The 19,977-nt window shown below is 70.2% G+C and carries 16 protein-coding genes and 1 pseudogene; 8 read left to right on the plus strand and 9 right to left on the minus strand.

All coding sequences use genetic code 11. The features are described 5' to 3' along the window. Window positions 1-3: 3 nt before the first annotated feature. Both ACIBVN_RS33800 and ACIBVN_RS33805 read left to right on the plus strand, forming a co-directional pair. A complete protein-coding gene (locus tag ACIBVN_RS33800; RefSeq protein WP_397143402.1) occupies window positions 4-849 on the plus strand; it encodes an SDR family NAD(P)-dependent oxidoreductase in 846 nt (281 codons plus the stop codon). A gap of 29 nt (window positions 850-878) precedes the next feature. After that, window positions 879-1,535 (plus strand): TetR family transcriptional regulator, encoded by a 657-nt coding sequence (locus ACIBVN_RS33805; RefSeq protein ID WP_397143404.1) that lies wholly within the window; start codon window positions 879-881, stop codon window positions 1,533-1,535. Here the strand turns inward: ACIBVN_RS33805 and ACIBVN_RS33810 are convergent. Then, a complete protein-coding gene (locus ACIBVN_RS33810) occupies window positions 1,532-1,849 on the minus strand; it encodes a hypothetical protein (RefSeq protein WP_397143406.1) in 318 nt (105 codons plus the stop codon). The two genes, ACIBVN_RS33805 and ACIBVN_RS33810, sit on opposite strands and share 4 nt — an antisense overlap. A 172-nt stretch (window positions 1,850-2,021) precedes the next feature. On the opposite strand from ACIBVN_RS33810, the gene ACIBVN_RS33815 reads away from it, so the two are divergent. Next, the gene (locus tag ACIBVN_RS33815; protein ID WP_397143408.1) at window positions 2,022-2,552 is read left to right on the plus strand and encodes a hypothetical protein; all 531 of its coding nucleotides are present in this window, start codon (window positions 2,022-2,024) and stop codon (window positions 2,550-2,552) included. Window positions 2,553-2,973: 421 nt separating this feature from the next. Here the strand turns inward: ACIBVN_RS33815 and ACIBVN_RS33820 are convergent, their stop codons facing one another. The 8 genes and pseudogenes from ACIBVN_RS33820 to ACIBVN_RS33855 all read right to left on the minus strand — a co-directional run bounded on the left by ACIBVN_RS33820 (window position 2,974) and on the right by ACIBVN_RS33855 (window position 14,973). Further along, the gene (locus ACIBVN_RS33820) at window positions 2,974-3,624 is read right to left on the minus strand and encodes a hypothetical protein (protein ID WP_397143410.1); all 651 of its coding nucleotides are present in this window, start codon (window positions 3,622-3,624) and stop codon (window positions 2,974-2,976) included. A gap of 181 nt (window positions 3,625-3,805) precedes the next feature. After that, the gene (clpB, locus tag ACIBVN_RS33825; RefSeq protein WP_397143412.1) at window positions 3,806-6,376 is read right to left on the minus strand and encodes an ATP-dependent chaperone ClpB; all 2,571 of its coding nucleotides are present in this window, start codon (window positions 6,374-6,376) and stop codon (window positions 3,806-3,808) included. A gap of 32 nt (window positions 6,377-6,408) precedes the next feature. Then, window positions 6,409-6,732, minus strand: a pseudogene (locus tag ACIBVN_RS33830) (heat shock protein transcriptional repressor HspR); the annotation flags it as partial. 3 nt (window positions 6,733-6,735) lie between these two features. Beyond that, the gene (dnaJ, locus tag ACIBVN_RS33835) at window positions 6,736-7,908 is read right to left on the minus strand and encodes a molecular chaperone DnaJ (protein WP_397143414.1); all 1,173 of its coding nucleotides are present in this window, start codon (window positions 7,906-7,908) and stop codon (window positions 6,736-6,738) included. 21 nt (window positions 7,909-7,929) lie between these two features. After that, complete coding sequence (grpE, locus tag ACIBVN_RS33840) at window positions 7,930-8,529, minus strand: nucleotide exchange factor GrpE (RefSeq protein WP_397143416.1); 600 nt, start codon at window positions 8,527-8,529, stop codon at window positions 7,930-7,932. Then, window positions 8,529-10,397, minus strand: coding sequence for a molecular chaperone DnaK (gene dnaK, locus ACIBVN_RS33845; protein ID WP_397143418.1), 1,869 nt, complete (start codon window positions 10,395-10,397; stop codon window positions 8,529-8,531). Before dnaK ends, grpE begins: the two co-directional genes overlap by 1 nt. A gap of 207 nt (window positions 10,398-10,604) precedes the next feature. Then, window positions 10,605-14,393: a LamG-like jellyroll fold domain-containing protein gene (locus tag ACIBVN_RS33850; protein ID WP_397143420.1), complete on the minus strand. Its 3,789-nt coding sequence runs from the start codon at window positions 14,391-14,393 to the stop codon at window positions 10,605-10,607. 136 nt (window positions 14,394-14,529) lie between these two features. Further along, window positions 14,530-14,973 (minus strand): hypothetical protein, encoded by a 444-nt coding sequence (locus ACIBVN_RS33855; RefSeq protein WP_397143422.1) that lies wholly within the window; start codon window positions 14,971-14,973, stop codon window positions 14,530-14,532. Between the two features lie 68 nt (window positions 14,974-15,041). Between ACIBVN_RS33855 and ACIBVN_RS33860 the strand changes: the two genes are divergently transcribed. The 5 genes from ACIBVN_RS33860 to ACIBVN_RS33880 are packed head-to-tail and all read left to right on the plus strand — an operon-like array spanning window position 15,042 to window position 19,975. Next, the gene (locus ACIBVN_RS33860; RefSeq protein ID WP_397143424.1) at window positions 15,042-15,923 is read left to right on the plus strand and encodes a proline dehydrogenase family protein; all 882 of its coding nucleotides are present in this window, start codon (window positions 15,042-15,044) and stop codon (window positions 15,921-15,923) included. A gap of 9 nt (window positions 15,924-15,932) precedes the next feature. Then, on the plus strand, window positions 15,933-16,727 hold the full coding sequence (proC, locus tag ACIBVN_RS33865) for a pyrroline-5-carboxylate reductase (RefSeq protein ID WP_397143426.1): 795 nt from the start codon (window positions 15,933-15,935) through the stop codon (window positions 16,725-16,727). A gap of 34 nt (window positions 16,728-16,761) precedes the next feature. Then, entirely contained in the window at window positions 16,762-18,114 is a 1,353-nt protein-coding gene (locus ACIBVN_RS33870; RefSeq protein WP_397143428.1) for an efflux RND transporter periplasmic adaptor subunit, read from the plus strand. Next, a complete protein-coding gene (locus tag ACIBVN_RS33875) occupies window positions 18,111-18,794 on the plus strand; it encodes an ABC transporter ATP-binding protein (RefSeq protein ID WP_397143430.1) in 684 nt (227 codons plus the stop codon). The genes ACIBVN_RS33870 and ACIBVN_RS33875 overlap by 4 nt, the downstream gene beginning before the upstream one ends. Further along, on the plus strand, window positions 18,791-19,975 hold the full coding sequence (locus ACIBVN_RS33880) for an ABC transporter permease (RefSeq protein WP_397143432.1): 1,185 nt from the start codon (window positions 18,791-18,793) through the stop codon (window positions 19,973-19,975). The genes ACIBVN_RS33875 and ACIBVN_RS33880 overlap by 4 nt, the downstream gene beginning before the upstream one ends. The last annotated feature ends 2 nt before the right edge of the window (window positions 19,976-19,977 follow it).

The following is a 19,977-nucleotide window of genomic DNA, read 5'->3' on the forward strand; positions in this document are numbered from 1 at the left end:
GCGATGCGGCGGGTTGAGTCAGGTGCGGCCTTCGAGGGGCGGCTGGTGGTCGTCACGGGGGCGGGGTCCGGGATCGGGCTGGCGACCGCGCGGGCGTTCGCGGCCCACGGAGCCGAGGTGGTGTGCGCGGACATCGACGCCGACGCCGCGGCGCGGGCTGCCGGCGCCGTTGCCAAGGACCTCGGGGGTACGGGGCACGCGGCGCAGGTCGACGTCTCCAATAGCGATCAAATGGAAGATTTTTCGCGAAATATCATCTCCGAATATGGCGTGCCGGACATTGTGGTGAACAATGCGGGGATCGCCGTCGCCGGGCCATTTCTTGATCATACGGTGGACGACTGGCGCAGGACCGTCGACGTCAATCTGTGGGGTGTCATCCACGGGTGCCGGCTGTTCGGCGCCGCCATGGTCGAGCGCGGCAAGGGTGGGCACATCGTCAACGTCGCCTCTCTGGCCGCGTTCGCGCCGTCGCGGCTGTTGCCGGCGTACTCGGTCTCCAAAGCGGCCGTGAAGATGCTCAGCGACTGCCTCAGAGCCGAGCTGGCCGGGCACGGGATCGGGGTCAGCGTCATCTGCCCGGGGTTCGTCTCCACGCCGATCGCGAGCAACGCCACGTACGTGGGTCCTGACGTGCGCGAGGCGGCCGTGCGGGGGCTGGCGCGGCGCGGGTATCCGGCCGAGCGGGTGGCCGCCCACATTCTGCGGGCCGTACACAGAAATCAAGCGGTTGTTCCGGTCAACCTGGAAGGGAAAATCGGATATGCCCTATCCCGGATTTCGCCGGCGGCGATGCGCGGGCTCGCGCGATGGAGCGGGATCATGAGAAATCGAGGAATCGGGAGGTAAGGATCGTCCACACGGGAGAAGATGAAACCGTGTCCTCGCCGCAAATAGATGATGATTGCGCCCAGCCCAAAGCACTCAGGCGGCAGCCGGCGCAGCGCCGCAGCGCCCGGCGCGTGGAGCGGATGCTCGACGCGTGCGCGCAGCTGCTCGACGAGATCGGATACGACGCGCTGTCCACCACCCGCATAGCCGAGCGGGCCGGCGTGGCGATCGGGTCGATCTACCAGTTCTTCCCTGACAAGAGGGCCATCACCCAGGAGCTCACCCGGCGCAACGTCGAGGAGTTCGTCCGCCGGGTGGACCGCCGGTTCCTGGCGGAGGAATATCGCGGCTGGTGGGAGGCCATCGACGCGATCATCGACGAGTACGTCGACATGCACAGGACCGTTCCAGGCTTCAGGAGCCTGCGCTTCGGCGACGTCGTGGACCTCAACCTGCTCGACTCCGACTCCGACAACAACACGGTGATCGCGGGTCGGCTGCGCGGGCTGCTGCTCAAGGAGTTCGGGCTGGCCGACAGCCCGGAGCTGGACCTGGCCGTGCTGGTGGCGGTCGAGGCGGGCGACGCCGTGCTCAAGCTGGCCTTCCGCCGCGATCCCGACGGCTCACCGGAGATCATCGAAGCGGCGAAAAAGCTGATCCGAGGCTTCCTGTCCCGGCAGCTGAAATCCTGGTCGCTGCGCTAATCCCGCTCGACGTCCCCGACTTCCCCGAGCAGCCCGGCCAGCCACTCCGGCAGGTGCCTCCGGTACTCGCCGAGTGCGGACGCGGGCACTTGCTGGAACCGCGGGGTGGCCGGCGTACGCAGGCATGGCCCGGGGAACGAGACGGGGTGCGTATCTCTTGCCTCACGGATGTGCAGCCGGGCCTCCAGGGCTTGCAGGTTGCGCTCGGCTGCTTCGATGGCCTCCAGGCGGGCCGACAAATAGCCCGCCACGCCGGGAACAAGGGCCGACAACACGACGACACAGGCCAGTGTGAAGGTCATCTGCTTGGACATGCCCATCACAGCCCCCTTGCTCGCGTAGCAGCAAAGCGAGTCGTATATGCCCTGCAACCTGCATAGACACGCTCATCGTGAGCAGTAATGGACGTGGGGTTACCGAATTTGTGACTGACCGGCGATGCGCATTGACCGGGCAAAGGGCCGGGCGGCTCGGTAGTCTCGCGGTGTGGCGCATGTGACCCGAGAGCACCTTGATCGTCTGCTTGAGCAGGCCCTACTGGCCGACGACCACAGTTCCCTGGCCAGTCGGCTATACGACGTCGCGCTCGGATACTCGTCCGGCGACGTCTCCCGGGCGTCCATCCTGGTCCTCGCCGCCGAGGAGTGGCGAGCGGCCGGCCAGCCGGCGCGCGCTATGGAGTGTTTCCAGCTCGCGGTCGAGGACGGCGGCGAGGCGGGCTTCGACCCGCGTGCCGGCATCGCGGACACGCTCTTCGAGCTGGACAGGGCCGATGAGGCGAGGGAGGTCATCGAGACGATACGCGCGGAGGGCGGCGTCTCCACGGCGACCGCTCACACGATCGCCGAGACGCTGGTCGCCTACGGGGACCTCCAGGGAGGGCTCGACTGGGCCACCCAGGCGGTCCTGGGATGCGACGAGAACGATCCTGAGCAGGTGGCGGTCCTACGCACCCGCTACCGCATCCGGGTCGACCTCGGGCTCCCTGAGGACGAGTTGGACGAGCTCGTCCACTGACCCGCCCGGGTCCCGGTTCCTGACCCGCCCGGCTCCCTGGCCCGGCGCGGCTGCCAACGAGACGGGCCCTCTGACCTGAGAGGGAGTCAGTCTCATGGCGGCCGGTGTCGTGGCGGGCGGTCTCGGGACGGACACGTCTCCCGGGCGCACCGCCCCAAGGCGCACTGCTCTCATGGTGGCCCGCTCTCGTAGCGGCTCGGCCACCCGGGCGGTGACCGGCGGCGTGCGGCGGCGGTGGTGCGATGGTGCGCGGCGGTGGTGCGACGGTGCGCGGCGGTGGTGCGACGTGCAAGTCGCGGTCGCGGCGGGGACGGCGACGAGAGGCGTCAGGGCGAAGAGGCCGCGGCCGCGGGTGGCCGCGGCCTCTTCGGTTAGGGAATGCCGGGCGCGGCAGGCACGGTCCGCGCCCGGGCAAGGTGGCTCAGCGCAGCCCCAGCTCCGGCACCAGCCCGGAGAAACCCGCCACCGTGGTCTCGCCGCCCGCCAGCACCGAGGCGTCGTTGAGGCTCTTCACCGTCTTGGGCAGCAGGACGTCGACCACCTCGGCCCTGACCTCCTCCACCGGCTGCCCCAGATTCGTCTGCGGCTGAATGCCGGAGCCCGCGACTCGGTTGCGGTAGGGGGAGTCCCCGAGCGAGATCTCGGGCAGCTTGGCCTCCAGCGGCCTCGGCGGCACCTGGGGGAGGGCGGGCAGCGCGGGGACCCGGGCCATGGTCGACAGATCCTGCATGTCGACCGTTCCGGGGATCTTGGGGAGCAGCGCCGGGGAGGGCATGCCCCAGGTCGCCGCCACCCCGCCCATGTCGGCCGCGCCCAGCGCCTCGCGCGCGGTCGCGAGCCCGGTCAGGCCGAGCTGCGCGGCCATCGCGCCGACCGCCATGGCCAGCTTGTCGCTCTCGTCGGTGACCATCCGGCCGCTGCCGAGCCCGCCGTCATTCGCGGCGCTCTTACCGCAGGACGAGGTGGAAAGGCCCGTGCAGGAGTCCGCCGCCGAGGGGGCCGCGGCGAGCCAGGTGACGCCCGCGGCCAGCGTCGCCACCGCGATGATGCTCCGGATCTTCTGAGATGACACTTCAGGTCCCCTGATCGAGTTCGGTGATCTGACGAACGCTGAACGTAGTCACACATCCGGCCGCGAGAGTGCGGCTTGTCCGAAGAGTGGGCCGGACCTTACTGAAGACCAGCAGGGATGACCGAGCCATGACACGCCGGAGCCCGGAGACCGCGTGGGTCCCCGGGCTCCCGATGCGTGGTCAGGCGCGCTGGATGAGCAGCTCGTCGTCCCCGAGCTCGACCTTGACCTTGTCGCCGTCCACGACCTCCCCCGACAGCACCGCCTTGGCCAGCTTGTCGCCGATGGCCGACTGGACCAGGCGGCGCAACGGGCGGGCGCCGTACAGCGGGTCGTAGCCCGTCAACGCCAGCCACTCGCGGGCCGCGGCCGTGACCTCCAGCGTCAGCCGGCGGTCGGCCAGGCGCCGCGCCAGCCGCTCGACCTGCAGGTCGACGATCTGCGCCAGCTCCTCCGTGCCCAGCGCGTCGAAGAGGATCACCTCGTCGAGCCGGTTGAGGAACTCCGGCTTGAACGAGCTCCGCACCGCCGTCATGACGGCCTCGCGCTTGGCGCCGTTCTCCAGCTTGGGGTCGATGAGGAACTGCGACCCGATGTTGGAGGTGAGGATCAGGATCGTGTTGCGGAAGTCGACCGTGCGCCCCTGCCCGTCGGTCAGCCGCCCGTCGTCGAGCACCTGGAGGAGGATGTCGAAGACCTCGGGGTGGGCCTTCTCCACCTCGTCCAGCAGCACGACGGTGTACGGGCGCCGCCTGACGGCCTCGGTGAGCTGGCCGCCCTCCTCGTAGCCGACGTAGCCGGGAGGCGCGCCGACGAGCCTGGCCACGCTGTGCTTCTCGGAGTATTCGCTCATGTCGATCCGGGCCATCGCCCGTTCGTCGTCGAACAGGAACTCCGCCAGCGCCTTGGCCAGCTCGGTCTTGCCCACGCCCGTGGGCCCGAGGAAGAGGAACGAGCCCGTCGGCCGGTCAATGTCGGCGATGCCGGCCCGGCTCCGGCGTACGGCGTCGGAAACGGCCTGTACGGCCTGCTGCTGCCCGATCAGCCGCCTGCCCAGCTCCTGCTCCATGCGCAGCAGCTTGGCCGTCTCGGCCTCCAGGAGGCGCCCGGCGGGGATGCCGGTCCACGACGAGATCACCTCGGCGATGTCGTCGGCGCCCACCTCCTCCTTGACCATGGCGTTGTCCGGGGGCGCGGCGTCGGAGGCGGCCTTCAGCGCCTGCTCCAGCCTGGGCACCTCGGCGTACATGAGCCTGGACGCGCTCTCGAAGTCGCCGTCGCGCTGCGCCCGTTCGGCGGCGCCGCGCGCCTCGTCGAGCTGCTTCTTCAGCTCGCCGACCTTGTTGAGCCCGGCCTTCTCGTGCTCCCAGCGGCCGACGAGGGCGTTGAGCTCCTCCTGGCGGTCGGCCAGCTCCTGGCGGAGGCGTTCGAGCCGCTGGACGGAGGCCTCGTCGGTCTCCTTGGACAGAGCCAGCTCCTCCATCTTGAGCCGGTCGACGCCGCGCTGGAGCTGGTCGATCTCCACGGGACGGGAGTCGATCTCCATGCGCAGCCGCGAGGCGGCCTCGTCGACCAGGTCGATGGCCTTGTCGGGGAGGAAGCGGCTGGTGATGTAGCGGTCGGACAGCGCGGCGGCGGCCACCAGCGCGCTGTCGGCGATCTGCACCTGGTGGTGGGCCTCGTAGCGGCTCTTCAGCCCGCGCAGGATCGCGATGGTGTCCTCGACCGTGGGCTCGCCCACGTAGACCTGCTGGAAGCGCCGCTCGAGCGCGGGGTCCTTCTCGATGCGCTCGCGGTATTCGTCGAGCGTGGTCGCGCCGATCATGCGCAGCTCGCCGCGGGCCAGCATCGGCTTGAGCATGTTGCCCGCGTCCATCGCGCCCTCGGCGGCGCCCGCGCCGACGACGGTGTGCAGCTCGTCGATGAACGTCACGATCTGCCCGTTGCTCTCCTTGATCTCGGAGAGCACGGCCTTGAGCCGCTCCTCGAACTCGCCGCGGTATTTCGCGCCGGCCACCATCGCGCCCAGATCGAGCGAGATCAGCCGCTTGTTGCGCAGCGACTCCGGCACGTCGCCGGCCACGATGCGCTGGGCCAGGCCCTCGACCACCGCGGTCTTGCCGACGCCGGGCTCGCCGATGAGCACGGGGTTGTTCTTGGTGCGCCGGCTGAGCACCTGGACGACGCGGCGGATCTCGGAGTCGCGGCCGATGACCGGGTCGAGCTGGCCGGCACGGGCCCGCTCGGTCAGGTCGACGCCGTACTTCTGCAGCGCCTGGTAGGTGTCTTCAGGGGTCTCGCTGGTGACGCGGGCGTGGCCGCGTACCTTCTCGAACGCGTCGAGCAGCGCCTGCGGCGTCGCGCCCTGCGACTTGAGCAGCTCGGCCGCCTGGCCGCCGTCGGCGGCCAGGCCGACCAGCAGGTGCTCGGTCGAGACGTAGAGGTCTTCGAGCCGGTTGGCGTGCTGGGCGGCGGTGTTCATCACCGTGAGGAGCTGGCGGGAGCTCGACGGCGCTCCCACCGTCGCGCCCTGCGCCTTGGGCAGCGCCGCGAGCAGCTCCTCCGCCCGGGCCCGCAGCGTGCGCCAGTCGGCGCCGACGGCCTCGAGCAGGGGCACGGCGGTGCCGCCCGTCTGGGAGAGCAACGTGGTCAGCAGGTGAGCCGGAGAGATCTCCGGGTTGCCCTCCGCGGCGGCACGCCGCATGGCACCCGAGAGCGCTTCCTGGCTCTTCTGGGTGAGCTTGTAGTCCATTCTTTCTAGGCCCCCGGTGGCAGCTCGTAGCGGATCAGCGCTCTGACCATGCGCATCTCGGCGCGCAGGCGGTGAACCTCCTCACGCAGCCGCAGAGCTTCGTTCTCGAGCTCGAGGATCCGCTTGATGCCCGCGAGGTTGATGCCCTCCTCCTGGGAGAGCCGCTGCACCTCGCGGAGCTGGATGATGTCTCTCGTGGAGTAGAGGCGGCCGCGCCCGGCCGTCCGGCCAGGACTGACCAGGCCGAGCCGGTCGTACTGGCGCAGGGTCTGCGGGTGCAGCCCCGACAGCTGGGCGGCCACCGAGATCACATAGACAGGTGTGTCGTCTGACAGGTCGAAGTAGTTGGCGTCCATCGGCTACTCGCTTCTGGCTCGCTGTATGAGCTCAGCGCGCGGGTCCTCGCCCGCGGTCGCCGTGTTGAACTCGCTGAGGAGCTCGCGTGACTTGTCGTCGAGCGTCTTCGGCACCACGACCTCGACGGTGGCGAGCAGGTCGCCCTTGGTGCCGTCTTTGCGGGTGGCGCCCCTGCCGCGCACGCGGAACGTGCGCCCGTTGGGCGTGCCCGCGGGGATGCGCAGCGTGACCGGCATGCCCTTGAGGATCGGCACCTTGATCTCAGCGCCGAGCGCGGCCTCCGTGAACGTCACAGGAACGGTGATCGTCAGGTTGTCGCCCGACCTGCCGAAGACGGCGTGCGGCTTGACGTGCGTCAGGATGTAGAGGTCTCCCGCGGGGCCGCCGTTCTCGCCTGGCGCCCCCTTGGCCTTGAGCTTGACCCGCTGGCCGTCGGCCACGCCGGCGGGGATGCGGGCCTGGATGGTGCGGGTGCTCTTGGCCCGGCCGCTGCCCTCGCACACGGGGCAGGGGTCGTCCACGATCAGCCCGCGGCCCTTGCAGTCGCGGCAGGGCTCGGAGAAGGCGAAATTGCCCAGGTTTCGGCTGGCCGCGCCGGTGCCGTCGCAGGTGGGGCAGACCCTGGGGGTCGTGCCCGCCCTGGCGCCGGTGCCGGTGCACGCGGCGCAGGCGGCAGAGCTGGTCAGCCTGAGCGACACCGTGGTGCCCTCGGCCGCTTCGGTGAACGTCAGCGTGACCTCGGACTCGATGTCCTGGCCGCGCCTCGGCCTGGACGTGGTGGTGCGGGTGGTGCCGCCGCCCCGGTTGAACAGCCCGCCGAACAGGTCGCCGAGCCGTTCCCCCGCACCGCCGCCAGTGCTCTGCCCGGTGCCGCCGAACAGGTCACCGAAGTCGAACGAGAAACCGCCACCACCGGGGCGCTGGCCACCCACCCCGGACCCGAACAGCGTGCGCGCCTCGTCGTACTCCTTGCGGCGCTTGGTGTCGGACAGGACGTCGTACGCCTCGGAGACCTCCTTGAACTTGGCCTCCTTGGACGGGTCGCCCTGGTTGCTGTCGGGGTGGTACTGCCTGGCCAGCTTCCGATATGCCTTCTTGATCTCTTCGGGGGTGGCGGTCTTGGGCACACCAAGGACGGCGTAGTAGTCCTTCTCCAGGTAGTCCTTGGTGCTCATCTACGGCCCTTCGTCCTCGTGTCAGTTTTCGTCGTCGTCATTGGACGCGGGAGTGGCGTCCCCGGGCTCCGCGACGGCCACCCGCGCCGGACGCAGCACCCTGTCACCCAACCGGTATCCAGGCTGCAGCACCTCGATCGCGGTCGGCTCGGTCACGTCCGGCGAGTAGCTGTGCATCAGCGCCTCGTGGACGGTCGGGTCGAACGGCTCGCCCTTCTGTCCGAAGGAGCTGAGGCCCAGCTTGGTGAGGGCCGACTCCAGCGACTCCGCCACCTTCGCGAAGCCTCCGGTCAGCTCGCCGTGGTCGCGGGCCCTGCCGATGTCGTCGAGCACGGGCAGCAGCTCTGTCAGTGTCCCGGCGACGGCCTGCTCGCGAACCGCGACGCGGTCGCGCTCGACCCGCTTGCGATAGTTCACGTATTCGGCCTGGAGCCGCTGCAGGTCCGCGGTCCGCTCGGCGAGCTGGGCCGCCAGCTCGCCGTCGGCGCCGGCTGCCGCCGCAGGCGGCTGCTCGGCCACCTGGTCGGCGACGGCGGCGTCCCTGACCTGCCCCGTCTCCGGGTCGATCTTGCGGTTGTCGCGGATCACCGGCTGCTCTTGCCCGTTTTCACGCGGCGGCATCACTTGTCCTTCTTCGGCTCGTCGTCGACGATCTCGGCCTCGACCACGTCTTCGTCGGCCTTCTGGCCGTCACCGGCGGCGGCGTCCTGCGGAGCGTCCTGACCACCGGCCTGCTGGCCCTGGCTCGCGGCGTAGATCGCCGAACCCATCTTCTGGCTGACGGTGGCGAGCTTCTCCGCCGAGGTGCGGATGACGTCGGTGTCGGTGCCCTCCAGAGCCTTCTTCAGCTCGGACAGGGCGTCGTTGACCTCGGTCTTGATGTCGCCGGGGACCTTGTCGTCGTTCTCGCGGAGGAACTTCTCCGTCTGGTAGGCCAGACCGTCCGCGTTGTTGCGGACCTCGGCCTCCTCACGGCGCTTCTTGTCCTCCTCGGCGTACGACTCGGCCTCGCGCATCATGCGCTCGATGTCGTCCTTCGGCAGCGCGGAGCCGCCGGTGATCGTCATCGTCTGCTCCTTGCCCGTGCCCAGGTCCTTGGCGGAGACGTTGACGATGCCGTTGGCGTCGATGTCGAAGGTGACCTCGATCTGCGGGATGCCGCGCGGAGCCGGCGCGATGCCGGTCAGCTCGAAGGTCGCCAGCTTCTTGTTGTACGAGGCGATCTCGCGCTCGCCCTGGAAGACCTGGATCTGCACCGACGGCTGGTTGTCCTCGGCCGTGGTGAAGACCTCGGAGCGCTTGGTCGGGATCGTCGTGTTGCGCTCGATGATCTTGGTGAAGATGCCGCCCTTGGTCTCGATGCCCAGCGACAGCGGGGTCACGTCGAGCAGCAGGACGTCCTTGACCTCACCCTTGAGCACACCGGCCTGCAGGGCGGCGCCGATGGCGACGACCTCGTCCGGGTTGACGCCCTTGTTGGGCTCCTTGCCGCCGGTCAGCTCGCGGACGAGCTCGGTGACGGCGGGCATGCGGGTCGAGCCGCCGACGAGCACCACGTGGGCGATGTCGGAGACCTTGATGCCGGCGTCCTTGATGACCTGGTGGAACGGGCCCTTGGTCCGCTCGAGCAGGTCGGCCGTCAGCCGCTGGAACTCGGAGCGGGTCAGCTTCTCGTCGAGGTGCAGCGGGCCCTCGGACGAGGCCGTGATGTAGGGCAGGTTGATGTTGGTCTCGGACTGGCTGGATAGCTCGATCTTGGCCTTCTCGGCCGCCTCGCGCAGGCGCTGGAGCGCCATCTTGTCCTTGGACAGGTCGACGCCGTGCGCGTTCTGGAAGCGCTTGACGAGCTCGTCGACGATGCGCTGGTCCCAGTCGTCACCACCGAGGTGGTTGTCACCGGAGGTGGCCTTGACCTCGACGAAGCCGTGGCCGTCCTCCTGGCCGACGTCGAGCAGCGACACGTCGAAGGTGCCGCCACCGAGGTCGAAGACCAGGATGGTCTGGTCCTGCTCCTTGTCGAGCCCGTAGGCGAGGGCCGCCGCGGTCGGCTCGTTGATGATGCGGAGCACGTTGAGGCCCGCCACCGTGCCGGCCTCCTTGGTGGCCTGGCGCTGGGCGTCGTTGAAGTAGGCCGGGACCGTGACCACCGCGTCGGTGATCTTCTCGCCGAGGTAGGCCTCCGCGTCCTGCTTGAGCTTCTGCAGGACGAAGGCGCTGATCTGCTGGGGCGAGAACTTCTTCCCGTCGATCTCCTGGGACCAGTTGGTGCCCATCTCCCGCTTGACTGAGCGGATCGTGCGGTCCACATTGGTGACGGCCTGCCGCTTGGCGACCTCACCGACGAGGACCTCGCCGTTCTTCGCGAAGGCGACCACGGACGGCGTGGTCCGCGAGCCCTGCGCGTTGGCGATGACGGTGGGCTCACCGCCCTCGAGGATCGAGACGACGGAGTTGGTCGTCCCCAGGTCGATACCTACCGCACGTGCCATGAGTACGTCCTTGTAGTCAAAGTTGAGTCTGCTGGACTCAAGCTACGAATGCCGGTCGGCTTTGTCAAACGACTTGAGCCTACCCGACTCAACCCTCGTGAGCGCGCAGGCATTCCCTCTAACGGAGGCGACCTCCAGGAAGGTTCCTGGCGCAGGAGCGGACCCTGGCGCGGTGGGCACGCGCCGGGGTCCACGTGAGGGCTGCCGTCAGCTGACGGGCGCGTTCATGTCGTTCTGGATCTCGGCGGCGGTGAGTGCGCGGTTGTAGACGCGGACGTCGTCGATGAGTCCGTTGAAGTACTCGCCCCACAGGCTGCTGCCGCCGATGCGCAGGGGTTGGGCGTCGCCGCGGATGCCGCCGGTGACGGCTTTGGAGGCGACCTGCGTGCCGTTGGTGTAGAGGCGCAGGGTGGTGCCGTCGTAGGTGGCCGTCAGGTGGGTCCACGTGTTCAACGGGAGACTCGCGGTGCCCAGGAGGCCCTGGTCGGTGCCGGTGACGATCTCGGTGTACGGGCGGTTGTCGTCGGCGTTGGCCCACAGGGCGTAGGCGATGCCGCTGGCGTGCTGCTTGATCAGGGCGGTGCGGTAGCCCGTGCCGGTGGCGGGGTTGAGCCAGGCTTCGAGGGTCATGCCGGTGGTCAGGCGCAGTGTTGTGGAGTCGGGGATGTTGACGTAGGCGCTGGTGCCGTTGAAGGAGAGCGCCTTGCCGTACTTGCCGGAGTTGCTCCAGGTCGCATTGGACAGGGTGCCGGTGTTCGACTTGCCGGAGGAGTCGGCGACCGTGGCGCCGGTGCCCTCGTTCATCCCGTACGCCGCCACGAGACCCGTGTTCGGCGGCGGCGCGGTGACGGCGGCCGTGGCCTCGTTCGAGGCCGGGCTCGACAGGTTGGCCGCGTCGAAGGCGATCACCTTGTAGTGGTACGTGCCCGCGGGCACGCCCGAGTCCGTGAACGAGGTGCCGGTCGTCGAGCCGACCTGGTTGGCTCCCGACGGGGTGAAGCCCGCCGTGGTGGAGCGGTGGACGTTGTAGCCGACGACGCCCACGTTGTCGGTCGAGGCCGTCCAGGAGAGCTGGGCGCTGCCCTGGCCGCCGGTCGCGGTGAGCGAGCCCGGCGCCGTCGGCGGCTGCGTGTCGGGCGAGCCGGCCGAGCCGACCGGGGTGTTCATGTCGTTCTGGATCTCGGCGGCGGTGAGTGCGCGGTTGTAGACGCGGACGTCGTCGATGAGGCCGTTGAAGTACTCGCCCCACAGGCTGCTGCCGCCGATGCGCAGGGGTTGGGCGTCGCCGCGGATGCCGCCGGTGACGGCTTTGGAGGCGACCTGCGTGCCGTTGGTGTAGAGGCGCAGGGTGGTGCCGTCGTAGGTGGCCGTCAGGTGGGTCCAGGTGTTGACCGGCAGGCTCGCGGTGCCCAGGAGGCCCTGGTCGGTGCCGGTGACGATCTCGGTGTACGGACGGTTGTTGTCCGCGTTGGCCCACAGGGCGTAGGCGACGCCGCTGGCGTGCTGCTTGATCAGCGCGGTGCGGTAGCCGGTCCCGGTCGCCGGGTTGAGCCACGCCTCCAGGGTCATGCCGGTGGTCAGGCGGAGGGTGCTGGAGTCAGGAACGTTGACGTAGGCGCTGGTGCCGTTGAACGACAGCGCCTTGCCGTACTTGCCGGAGTTGCTCCAGGTCGGGCCGGACAGGGTGCCGGTGTTCGACTTGCCCGAAGCGTCGCCGACCGTGGTGCCAGTGCCCTCGTTCATCCCGTACGCCGCCACCAGGCCCGTATCGGGCGGTGTCTGCGTGAAGGTCGCCGTGTACGTGGTCGCCGTCGCGGGCGCCACGACGTTGTGACTGGCCGCACCCCCGTCCGACCAGGAGCCGAACGAGTAGCTCTGGCCCGACGACGTCTGCGGTGACGGGGCCGAGATCGAGTTCCCCGACCCGACGATGACCGTACGCGTGAACGGCGTGGTCGTCTGCTCGCTGTTGAACCCCACCTGCAGGCCCGGCGGCGAGGACTGGAACGTCAGGTTCACCGTGCGCGGCTGCAGCACCACGCTCTTGGTGTCCGTCAGGCCCTGGGTGTCCGTCACCGTCAGGCGGAGCTCCAGATGTGACGGGTAATCGTGGTCAGGCGCCTGGAAGGAGCCGCTCGCGCCCGTGAACGTGATGATCTCGTGCTCGTGGCACGTGCTCGGGCAGTGCTGCAGGACCAGGGTCCACTTCATGCGCGTGCCCGGGACCGTGCCGTCCTGGGCGTCCGTGCCCGTGCCGGAGAAGTTGATCGTCTGGCCCACGGCCCAGGTCGTCGCGGCGGTGGGGGAGTTGATCGTGGCGGTGGGCGGGGTGTTGTTCACGTTGACCGTGACCGAGGCGTCGCCCTGGCCGCCCCGTCCGTCGCCGACCCGCAGCCGCACGACGTAGGAGCCCGGCTGCGTGTAGGTGGACGACGGGGTGGCCGAGGTGGAGTCGTCCAGCTCGCCGTCGCCGTCCAGGTCCCAGGCGTACGTGAGGGGGTCGCCGTCGGCGTCCGTGGACGAGGTGCCGGAGAACGTCACGGCCAGCGGCGCGTTGCCGGACGTGGCGCTCGCGTTGATCACGGCCGTGGGCGGGGTGTTGTCGTAGATGTAGCGGACGACCGTGCCGTGCTCGTAGTCCACCGCGAACAGGTCGCCGCCCGGGCCGATCTCCAGCTCCACCGCGGGCATGCCGGAGTCGAAGTTCTGGATGGTCGCCGGGTCGGGCAGGCCGTTCGCGCCCTTGGTCATCACCCATACGCACTGGCGGCTGTAGTCGGAGAAGAACAGCGCGCCGTCGTACGCGTCCGGGTACGCGCCGCCGTTGTAGAACGCCACACCGCTGGACGACGAGCCGCCCGACGGGCACGGGTCGTTCGGGGCGGGGCGGGAGTTGTGGTTCCAGGCGTAGTACGGCTGGGCGTGCGCCGAGGCGCCCTGCGCGTAGAGGTTCTCGCACAGGGTGAGGTTGAGGTTGTCGTAGCCGCCCTGCCTGGCGGCGCCCTCGTAGCAGGGCCAGCCGAAGTTCGACACGCCCGAGGTCGGGGTGGCGACCCTGTTGATCTCCTCGAACGCGTTCCAGCCGACCTCGCCGAGCCAGATCTCCTGCGTGCCAGGCCTGTTGGTGATGCGGAACGGGTTGCGCAGGCCGTTCGCGACGATCCTGGCGGCGTTGGGGTCGGAGCTGCCGGCGTTCGGGTTGCCGGCGGCGGCCGCCCCCGTGTCCGGATTTATCCGGATCAAGGTTCCGTCGAGACCGGCCGGGTCGGCGCTGGTCCGCACGTCCTGCGAGCGCAGCGCGCCGCCTTCCGCGCCGGGCGGCGTCAGCGCGGTGCCGACTTGTGATGGCGGGTCGCCGCACGGGTTGTCGGGGGTCACGTCGGAGCTGGTCAGGTTGTCCTGGCCGTAGTCGGCGAAGTTGAAGCTGGCGCCGTCGCCGGCGCTGGCGTACAGCATGCCGTCGGGGCCGAACTGCAGGTCGCCGACGGAGTGGCTGGGGTGCTGCTGGCACCAGTCGGTGATCAGCGGGGTCTCGGCGCCGGTCGAGGAGATCACCGACAGGCGCCCGGTGATGAGGCAGCCGTCGCCCGTCGCGCCGGGCGGCGTGGGGCAGGGGTCGTCGGTGCCTCCCGCCGTGCCCCAGCGCGGCGCCGTCCCGCCGGGCACGGCGTCGTGGGCGTACAGGACGTAAACGCGCGGGTCGGCGGGGAAGTTCGGGTGCAGGGCCAGCCCGAGCAGGCCGCGGTCCCAGAAGTTGTGCACCCGCGTGCGTAAGTCCGCGTACGTCGCCGGCGTCGTGTCCGTGAGCGAGTCGAAGACCTTGATCAGCCCGCTCTTCTCCGCCACGAACACGCGCCCGTCCGAGGCGAACTCGATGTTCGACGGATGGTTCAGCCCGCTGAACACGGTCTGCTTCTGGAACGCCGCAGGCAGGGCCTGGGCGCTCGGGCCGGCCAGGGCCACCAGGCCGGCGCAGATGAGCAGGATCGAGGACAAGGCACGGCTCAGCCGTCTCAACGGAACCCCCAGTGATGCGCAGCGTCACCCTCGACGCCCCCGCGCCCTCGGTGCTTGATCGATGTATCGCGCCAAACCGATCAGTTGTCACCGGGGATGTCCGTTGTTGGACACGCTATTTTGCGCCGTCCACGATCTTCCGCTTGCCGATCGGGCTCTTGAGCTTGACCGTCGTGGTCTTCTCGATCGCGATCATGATGCACGACACGTTCCTGGCCTTGGGCGCGGTGCCCTCGTACAGGGTGATCGTGACGCGCTTGGCCGTCTCCCTCACCTTCACCCGGTCGAGGACCGTGCACGGGGCGACGCCCGACCACCACGTGAGCTGGATCTTCCTGCCCTTGGACACCGGCTTGGCCTTGGTCCAGCGGACCTTGTGGACGTTGATGGCGTTGCCGGTCGGCTTGGTCGGCTCGGGACCCTTCGTGGGAGTGGTGGTGACCGGGTTCGCCACGACGGGTGGCTGTTGCGGGACCGGGGAGCCGGCCCGCTCGGCGGTCGGTGCCGCACCACAGCTCGTCGCGAGCACGAGACATCCAGCCAGGGCAGTCGCTGTCATTGCACGCATACCTATTCGACGGATAGAGCGGGTCCCCGGTTCATCTGTCGGAAGTTAGTGTGGTTCGCGTGCTCCGTCAGGCTCTGCTCGGGATCTCCAAGAGCGAACGCGCCGAGCGCGTCATCTCCACCTCGCGGCTGACCGCCGACGTGGTCAGGCGCTATGTCGCGGACGACGTCGCCGCCGTGATCGGGGAGCTGACCCGCAAGGGGCTGCTCGTCACCGTCGACCATCTCGGCGAGGAGGTGACGGAGCAGGCGCAGGCCGAGGCGGCGGTCAGCGAATACCTGCGGCTGCTCGGGCTGCTGCCCGCGGGCGCCGACGTGTCGGTCAAGCTCACCGCGCTCGGGCTGCGGCTGTCGGAGGGGCTCGCGCTCGACCACGCCGCCGCGATCTGCCGGGCCGCCGCGGCCAGGGACGTCACGGTGACGCTCGACGCCGAGGAGCACGACACGATCCCCGGGCTGCACTCTGTGCACGCCGCCCTGCGCAGGGAGCATCCCGACGTGGGCGTGGTGGTGCAGGCGTACCTGCCGGACGCGCTGGAGCGCTGTGAGCGCCTCGGCGGGGCCCGTGTGCGCCTGTGCAAGGGCGCGTACACCGCTCCTGGGGCCTACACCAGGCCGGCCGACATCGACCGCTCGTTCGTACGGTGCCTGAGGGTCCTGATGGCGGGCACCGCGTACCCCATGGTCGCCACCCACGACCCCAGGATGGTGCGCATCGCCTCTACGCTAGCCGTGCTCGAGGGCCGCGACGCGACCGGATACGAGCACCAGATGCTGTACGGCGTGCGCCCCGACGAGCAGCTCCGCCTGGCGGGCCAGGGCGCGAGGATGCGCGTCTACGTCCCCTACGGCTCCGACTGGTACGCGTACCTCATGCGCCGCCTGGCCGAGCGCCCCCGTAACCTCGCCTTCTTCCTCAGGTCACTGGTGTCGCGACGATAGGCTGCTGGCGTGATTGCGATTCTCGGCACGGGAAAGATGGGCGAGGCCCTGCTGTCCGGGCTGCTGCGCGCCGGGCTCAAGCCCGGCGACATTATGGTGACCACCCGCAGGCCCGAGCGGGCGCAGGCGCTGCGCGAGACGTACGGCGTGCGCACCGTCTCCAACTCCGAGGCCGCCAAGGCCGCCGACACGCTCATCCTGGCCGTCAAGCCGCAGGACATGGCCACGCTGCTGGCCGAGATCGCCCCCTACGTGCCCGCCGACCGCCTGGTGATCACGGCCGCGGCCGGCATCACGACGGCGTTCGTGGAGCAGCGGCTCGGCGTGGACGTGCCCGTGGTGCGGGTGATGTCCAACACGCCGATCAGGTTCGACGAGGCGATGAGCGTGATCTCGGCGGGCGCGCACGCGGGCGAGGAGCACCTCGAGCTCGCCGAGGGCCTGCTCAGCCCGGTCGGCAAGGTGCTGCGCATCCCCGAGTCCCAGCAGGACGCCGCCACCGCGCTCTCCGGCAGCGGCCCTGCCTACTTCTTCTACCTGGTCGAGGCCATGGTCGACGCGGGCATCCTGCTCGGCATGCCGCGCGCCGCCGCGCTCGACATGGTCATCCAGTCCATCGTCGGAGCCGCCGTGATGCTGCGCGACTCCGGCGAGCACCCGGTGATCCTGCGCGAGGCCGTCACCTCGCCGGGCGGCACGACGATCGCCGCCATCGCCGAGCTGGAGCGGCACAGCGTGCGTGCCGCGTTCCTGGCCGCCATCGAGGCCGCCCGCGACCGGGGGCGCCAGCTCGCCTCCGGCTGAGAGACCGGCCCGCCCCGCTCCTACGATGGGTCGGGTGACGTTACGTCGCGGCATCGCGCCGCTGCTCGTCCTTTCCGCACTGACCGGCTGCACCTCCGACCCGCCGCCGAGCGTCCAGGTCGGCGAGGTCGGGCGGGGCCCGGTCACCGAGGTCGTCGAGGCCCCCGCCACGATCGGCGCGCGTGCCTCCGCGACCCTGCGCTCGCCCGCCCAGGGCACGATCGCCAAGCTGTACGTCCGCGAGGGCGACCACGTGCGCAAGGGCGAGATCCTCGCCAAGATCAGTTCGCCTGAGGCCCGGAGCCGGCTCCAGCAGGCCCGCCAGGCCGCCAAGGCGGCCACGCCCGCGAGCTTCGCCACCCCCAGCGTGCGGCTGCCGTCGCTCGACACCAGGGCGTTCGACCGCAAGGTGGCCGCCCACTTCGCCAAGGCCCGCAAGGAGGCCAGGAAGGTCGAGGACGCCGGGACGCGCAAGCAGCTCCTGAACGCCATCGACCTGGCGCAGGCCCAGCACAGGGCGCAGACCAGGGCCCTGACCTCGATCACCGCCCAGCTCAACCGCTCGATCAGCGGGATGTTGTCCGGCGTGACCAGCGGCCTGGCCGGCTCCATGGCCTCGCTGCAGGCGGTGTCGAAGTCACAGGCCAAGGCGGCGCTCAAGGCGGCGGAGAGCACGGTCAAGTCACTCACGATCAGGGCGCCGTTCGGCGGCGTCGTCACGCTCGGCCGCGCCTCGGGCGGGGGCGGGATGCCGAGCGGCGTGGAGGGGCTGCTCAGCCAGCTCCCCGGCGGCGGGCAGCAGCTGCCGTCCGTGCCCTCGACGGGCTCGACGTCCGGCAGCCCGGTCGCGGTGGGCGTCCCCGTCTCGGCGGGCGACTCGATCGTCACCGTCACCGACGTCTCCAGGCTCACCCTGGCCGCCGACGTCGACGAGACGGACGTGCTGCTGGTCAAGAAGGGCGTGCGGGCCGCCGTGGAGCTGGACGCGGTGCCCGGCGCCACGTACACGGCCGTGGTGACCGGCATCGGCGTCACGCCCATGGAAGGCACCACCGGCGGGGTCAGCTACCCGGTGCGGCTCACGCTCGGCCCCGGCGCCTTCGACGACGGCTCCAAGGCGCCCACGCCCAAGCCGGGCATGAGCGCCGTCACGCGGCTGACCGTGCGCGAGTCGCCGTCCGCCGTCTCGGCGCCCGCCTCGGCCATCGTCTCCAGCGGGCGCGAGAGCGTGGTCTGGGCGATCAGGAACGGCGTGGCCGAGCGGCGCGTGGTCAAGCTCGGAGCCCAGGGGGACGCCGTGGTGGAGGTGCTGAGCGGGCTGTCCGTGGGCGACCGGATCGTGGTCAAGGGCGCGGACTCCGTACGGCAAGGGCAGCAGCTCCCATGACGCCCGCGATCGAGGCCGTGGACCTCACCCGGCGCTACCAGCTCGACGGCGTCGCCGTGGAGGCGCTGCGTGGCGTGTCGCTCCGGATCGACCAGGGCGAGTTCGCCGCCATCGTCGGCCCGTCGGGGTCGGGCAAGTCGACGCTCATGCACCTGCTCGGCTGCCTCGACCGTCCCAGCTCGGGCGTGCTCAGGGTCAACGGTGTGGAGATATCCGGACTGTCCGACACCGACCTGGCCGAGCTGCGCAACAAGACGATCGGCTTCGTCTTCCAGTCGTTCCACCTGCTGGCCAGGACCTCGGCGCTGGACAACGTGGCGCTGCCGCTGGTCTACCGGGGCGCCGGCCGGGCCGAGCGGCGATCCAGGGCCCGCGCGGCGCTGGAGGCGGTCGGGCTCGGGCACCGGCTGGAGCACCGGCCGTCCCAGATGTCCGGCGGGGAGCAGCAGCGCGTGGCCATCGCCAGGGCGCTGGTCGGCGAGCCCAAGGTGCTGCTGGCCGACGAGCCCACGGGCAACCTCGACACCGCCAACGGGACCGAGGTCATGGCCATACTCGACCGGCTCAACGGCGAGGGCGGCGTTGCCGTGGTGCTCGTGACGCACGAGCCCGAGATCGCCGCTCATGCGCGGCGCCAGATCCACGTACGGGACGGGCTGATCGAGAAGGACACAGCGTGAGATCCAGCGAGTCCTTTGTGATGGCGCTGGAAGCGCTCCGGGTCAACCGGCTGCGGAGCGCGCTGACCATGCTGGGCGTGATCATCGGCGTGCTGGCCGTGGTGATCCTGGTGGCCATCGGCACGGGTGCGAAGGACGAGATCGAGAAGCAGATCTCCGGCCTCGGCACGAACATCATCCTCGTCGTCCCTGGCCGCATCAGCCTGGGCGCCGCCCCGACGCAGAGCAAGCTCGGCCTGGCCGACGTCGCCTATGTGCGGCGGGTGGTGGGCGACCCGTCGAAGGTGACCGTCTCGCTGCAGTCGGGCGAGACCGTACGCGTCGGCAGGGTCGAGGCGTTCGTCACGGTGATCGGCACCGACCAGAACCTCGTCAACATCTTCGACCGCCCCCTGGGCAAGGGGCGCCCGCTGAGCGAGACCGACGTGGACACCCGGCGCAGGGTGGCGGTGCTGGGATCGCAGGTGGCCGACCGGCTCTTCGGCGACCTGGACCCGATCGGGCGGCAGGTGACGGTGGCCGGGGCCAGGTTCCGGGTGGTGGGCGTGTACGCCGAGGTCGGGCAGACGTTCGGGCTCTCGCGCGACCAGGAGATCCACATCCCGGTGACGACGGCTCAGCGGCTGCTCGGGATCGAGCGGATCAACGGGCTCGCGGTCGGCGCGTCCGGGCCCGACGAGATCGACCCGCTCTCGGAGAGGGTGACGGCGGCGCTGCGGGCGCGCTATCCGGGCGAGCAGTTCTCGGCGGTCACGCAGACCGCGCTGCTCGGCACGATCGGCAGCGTGCTCGGCATGCTCACCGGCGTGCTGGCCGCCATCGCGGGCATCTCGCTGCTGGTCGGCGGCGTCGGCGTGTCGAACATCATGCTGGTCAGCGTGCGCGAGCGCACCCGGGAGATCGGGCTGCGCAAGGCGCTGGGGGCCAGGCAGCGCGACATCCTGGCCCAGTTCCTCATCGAGGCGGTGCTGCTGACCACGACCGGCGGGCTCGTCGGGATCGCGCTCGGGGTGGGCGGTGCGGTGGCCGTCGAGGCGTTCACGGAGGTGCCCGCGTCGATCACGTGGTGGTCGATCGCGCTGGCGTTCGGGGTGTCGGCGGCGGTCGGGATGTTCTTCGGTGTGGCCCCGGCGCGGAGGGCGGGCAGACTGGACCCCGTCATCGCCCTCCGCGCCGAGTGACC

Source organism: Nonomuraea sp. NPDC049400 (assembly GCF_044466425.1).
GTDB lineage: Bacteria > Actinomycetota > Actinomycetes > Streptosporangiales > Streptosporangiaceae > Nonomuraea.

Bases quoted from the DNA above. Each gene is read 5' to 3' on its own strand.
- ACIBVN_RS33800 (WP_397143402.1), top strand. From the start codon at position 4: ATGCGGCGGGTTGAGTCAGGTGCGGCCTTCGAGGGGCGGCTGGTGGTC.
- ACIBVN_RS33810 (WP_397143406.1), bottom strand. From the start codon at position 1,849: ATGTCCAAGCAGATGACCTTCACACTGGCCTGTGTCGTCGTGTTGTCG.
- clpB (WP_397143412.1), bottom strand. From the start codon at position 6,376: ATGGACTACAAGCTCACCCAGAAGAGCCAGGAAGCGCTCTCGGGTGCC.
- dnaJ (WP_397143414.1), bottom strand. From the start codon at position 7,908: ATGAGCACCAAGGACTACCTGGAGAAGGACTACTACGCCGTCCTTGGT.
- grpE (WP_397143416.1), bottom strand. From the start codon at position 8,529: ATGCCGCCGCGTGAAAACGGGCAAGAGCAGCCGGTGATCCGCGACAAC.
- dnaK (WP_397143418.1), bottom strand. From the start codon at position 10,397: ATGGCACGTGCGGTAGGTATCGACCTGGGGACGACCAACTCCGTCGTC.
- ACIBVN_RS33855 (WP_397143422.1), bottom strand. From the start codon at position 14,973: ATGACAGCGACTGCCCTGGCTGGATGTCTCGTGCTCGCGACGAGCTGT.
- ACIBVN_RS33875 (WP_397143430.1), top strand. From the start codon at position 18,111: ATGACGCCCGCGATCGAGGCCGTGGACCTCACCCGGCGCTACCAGCTC.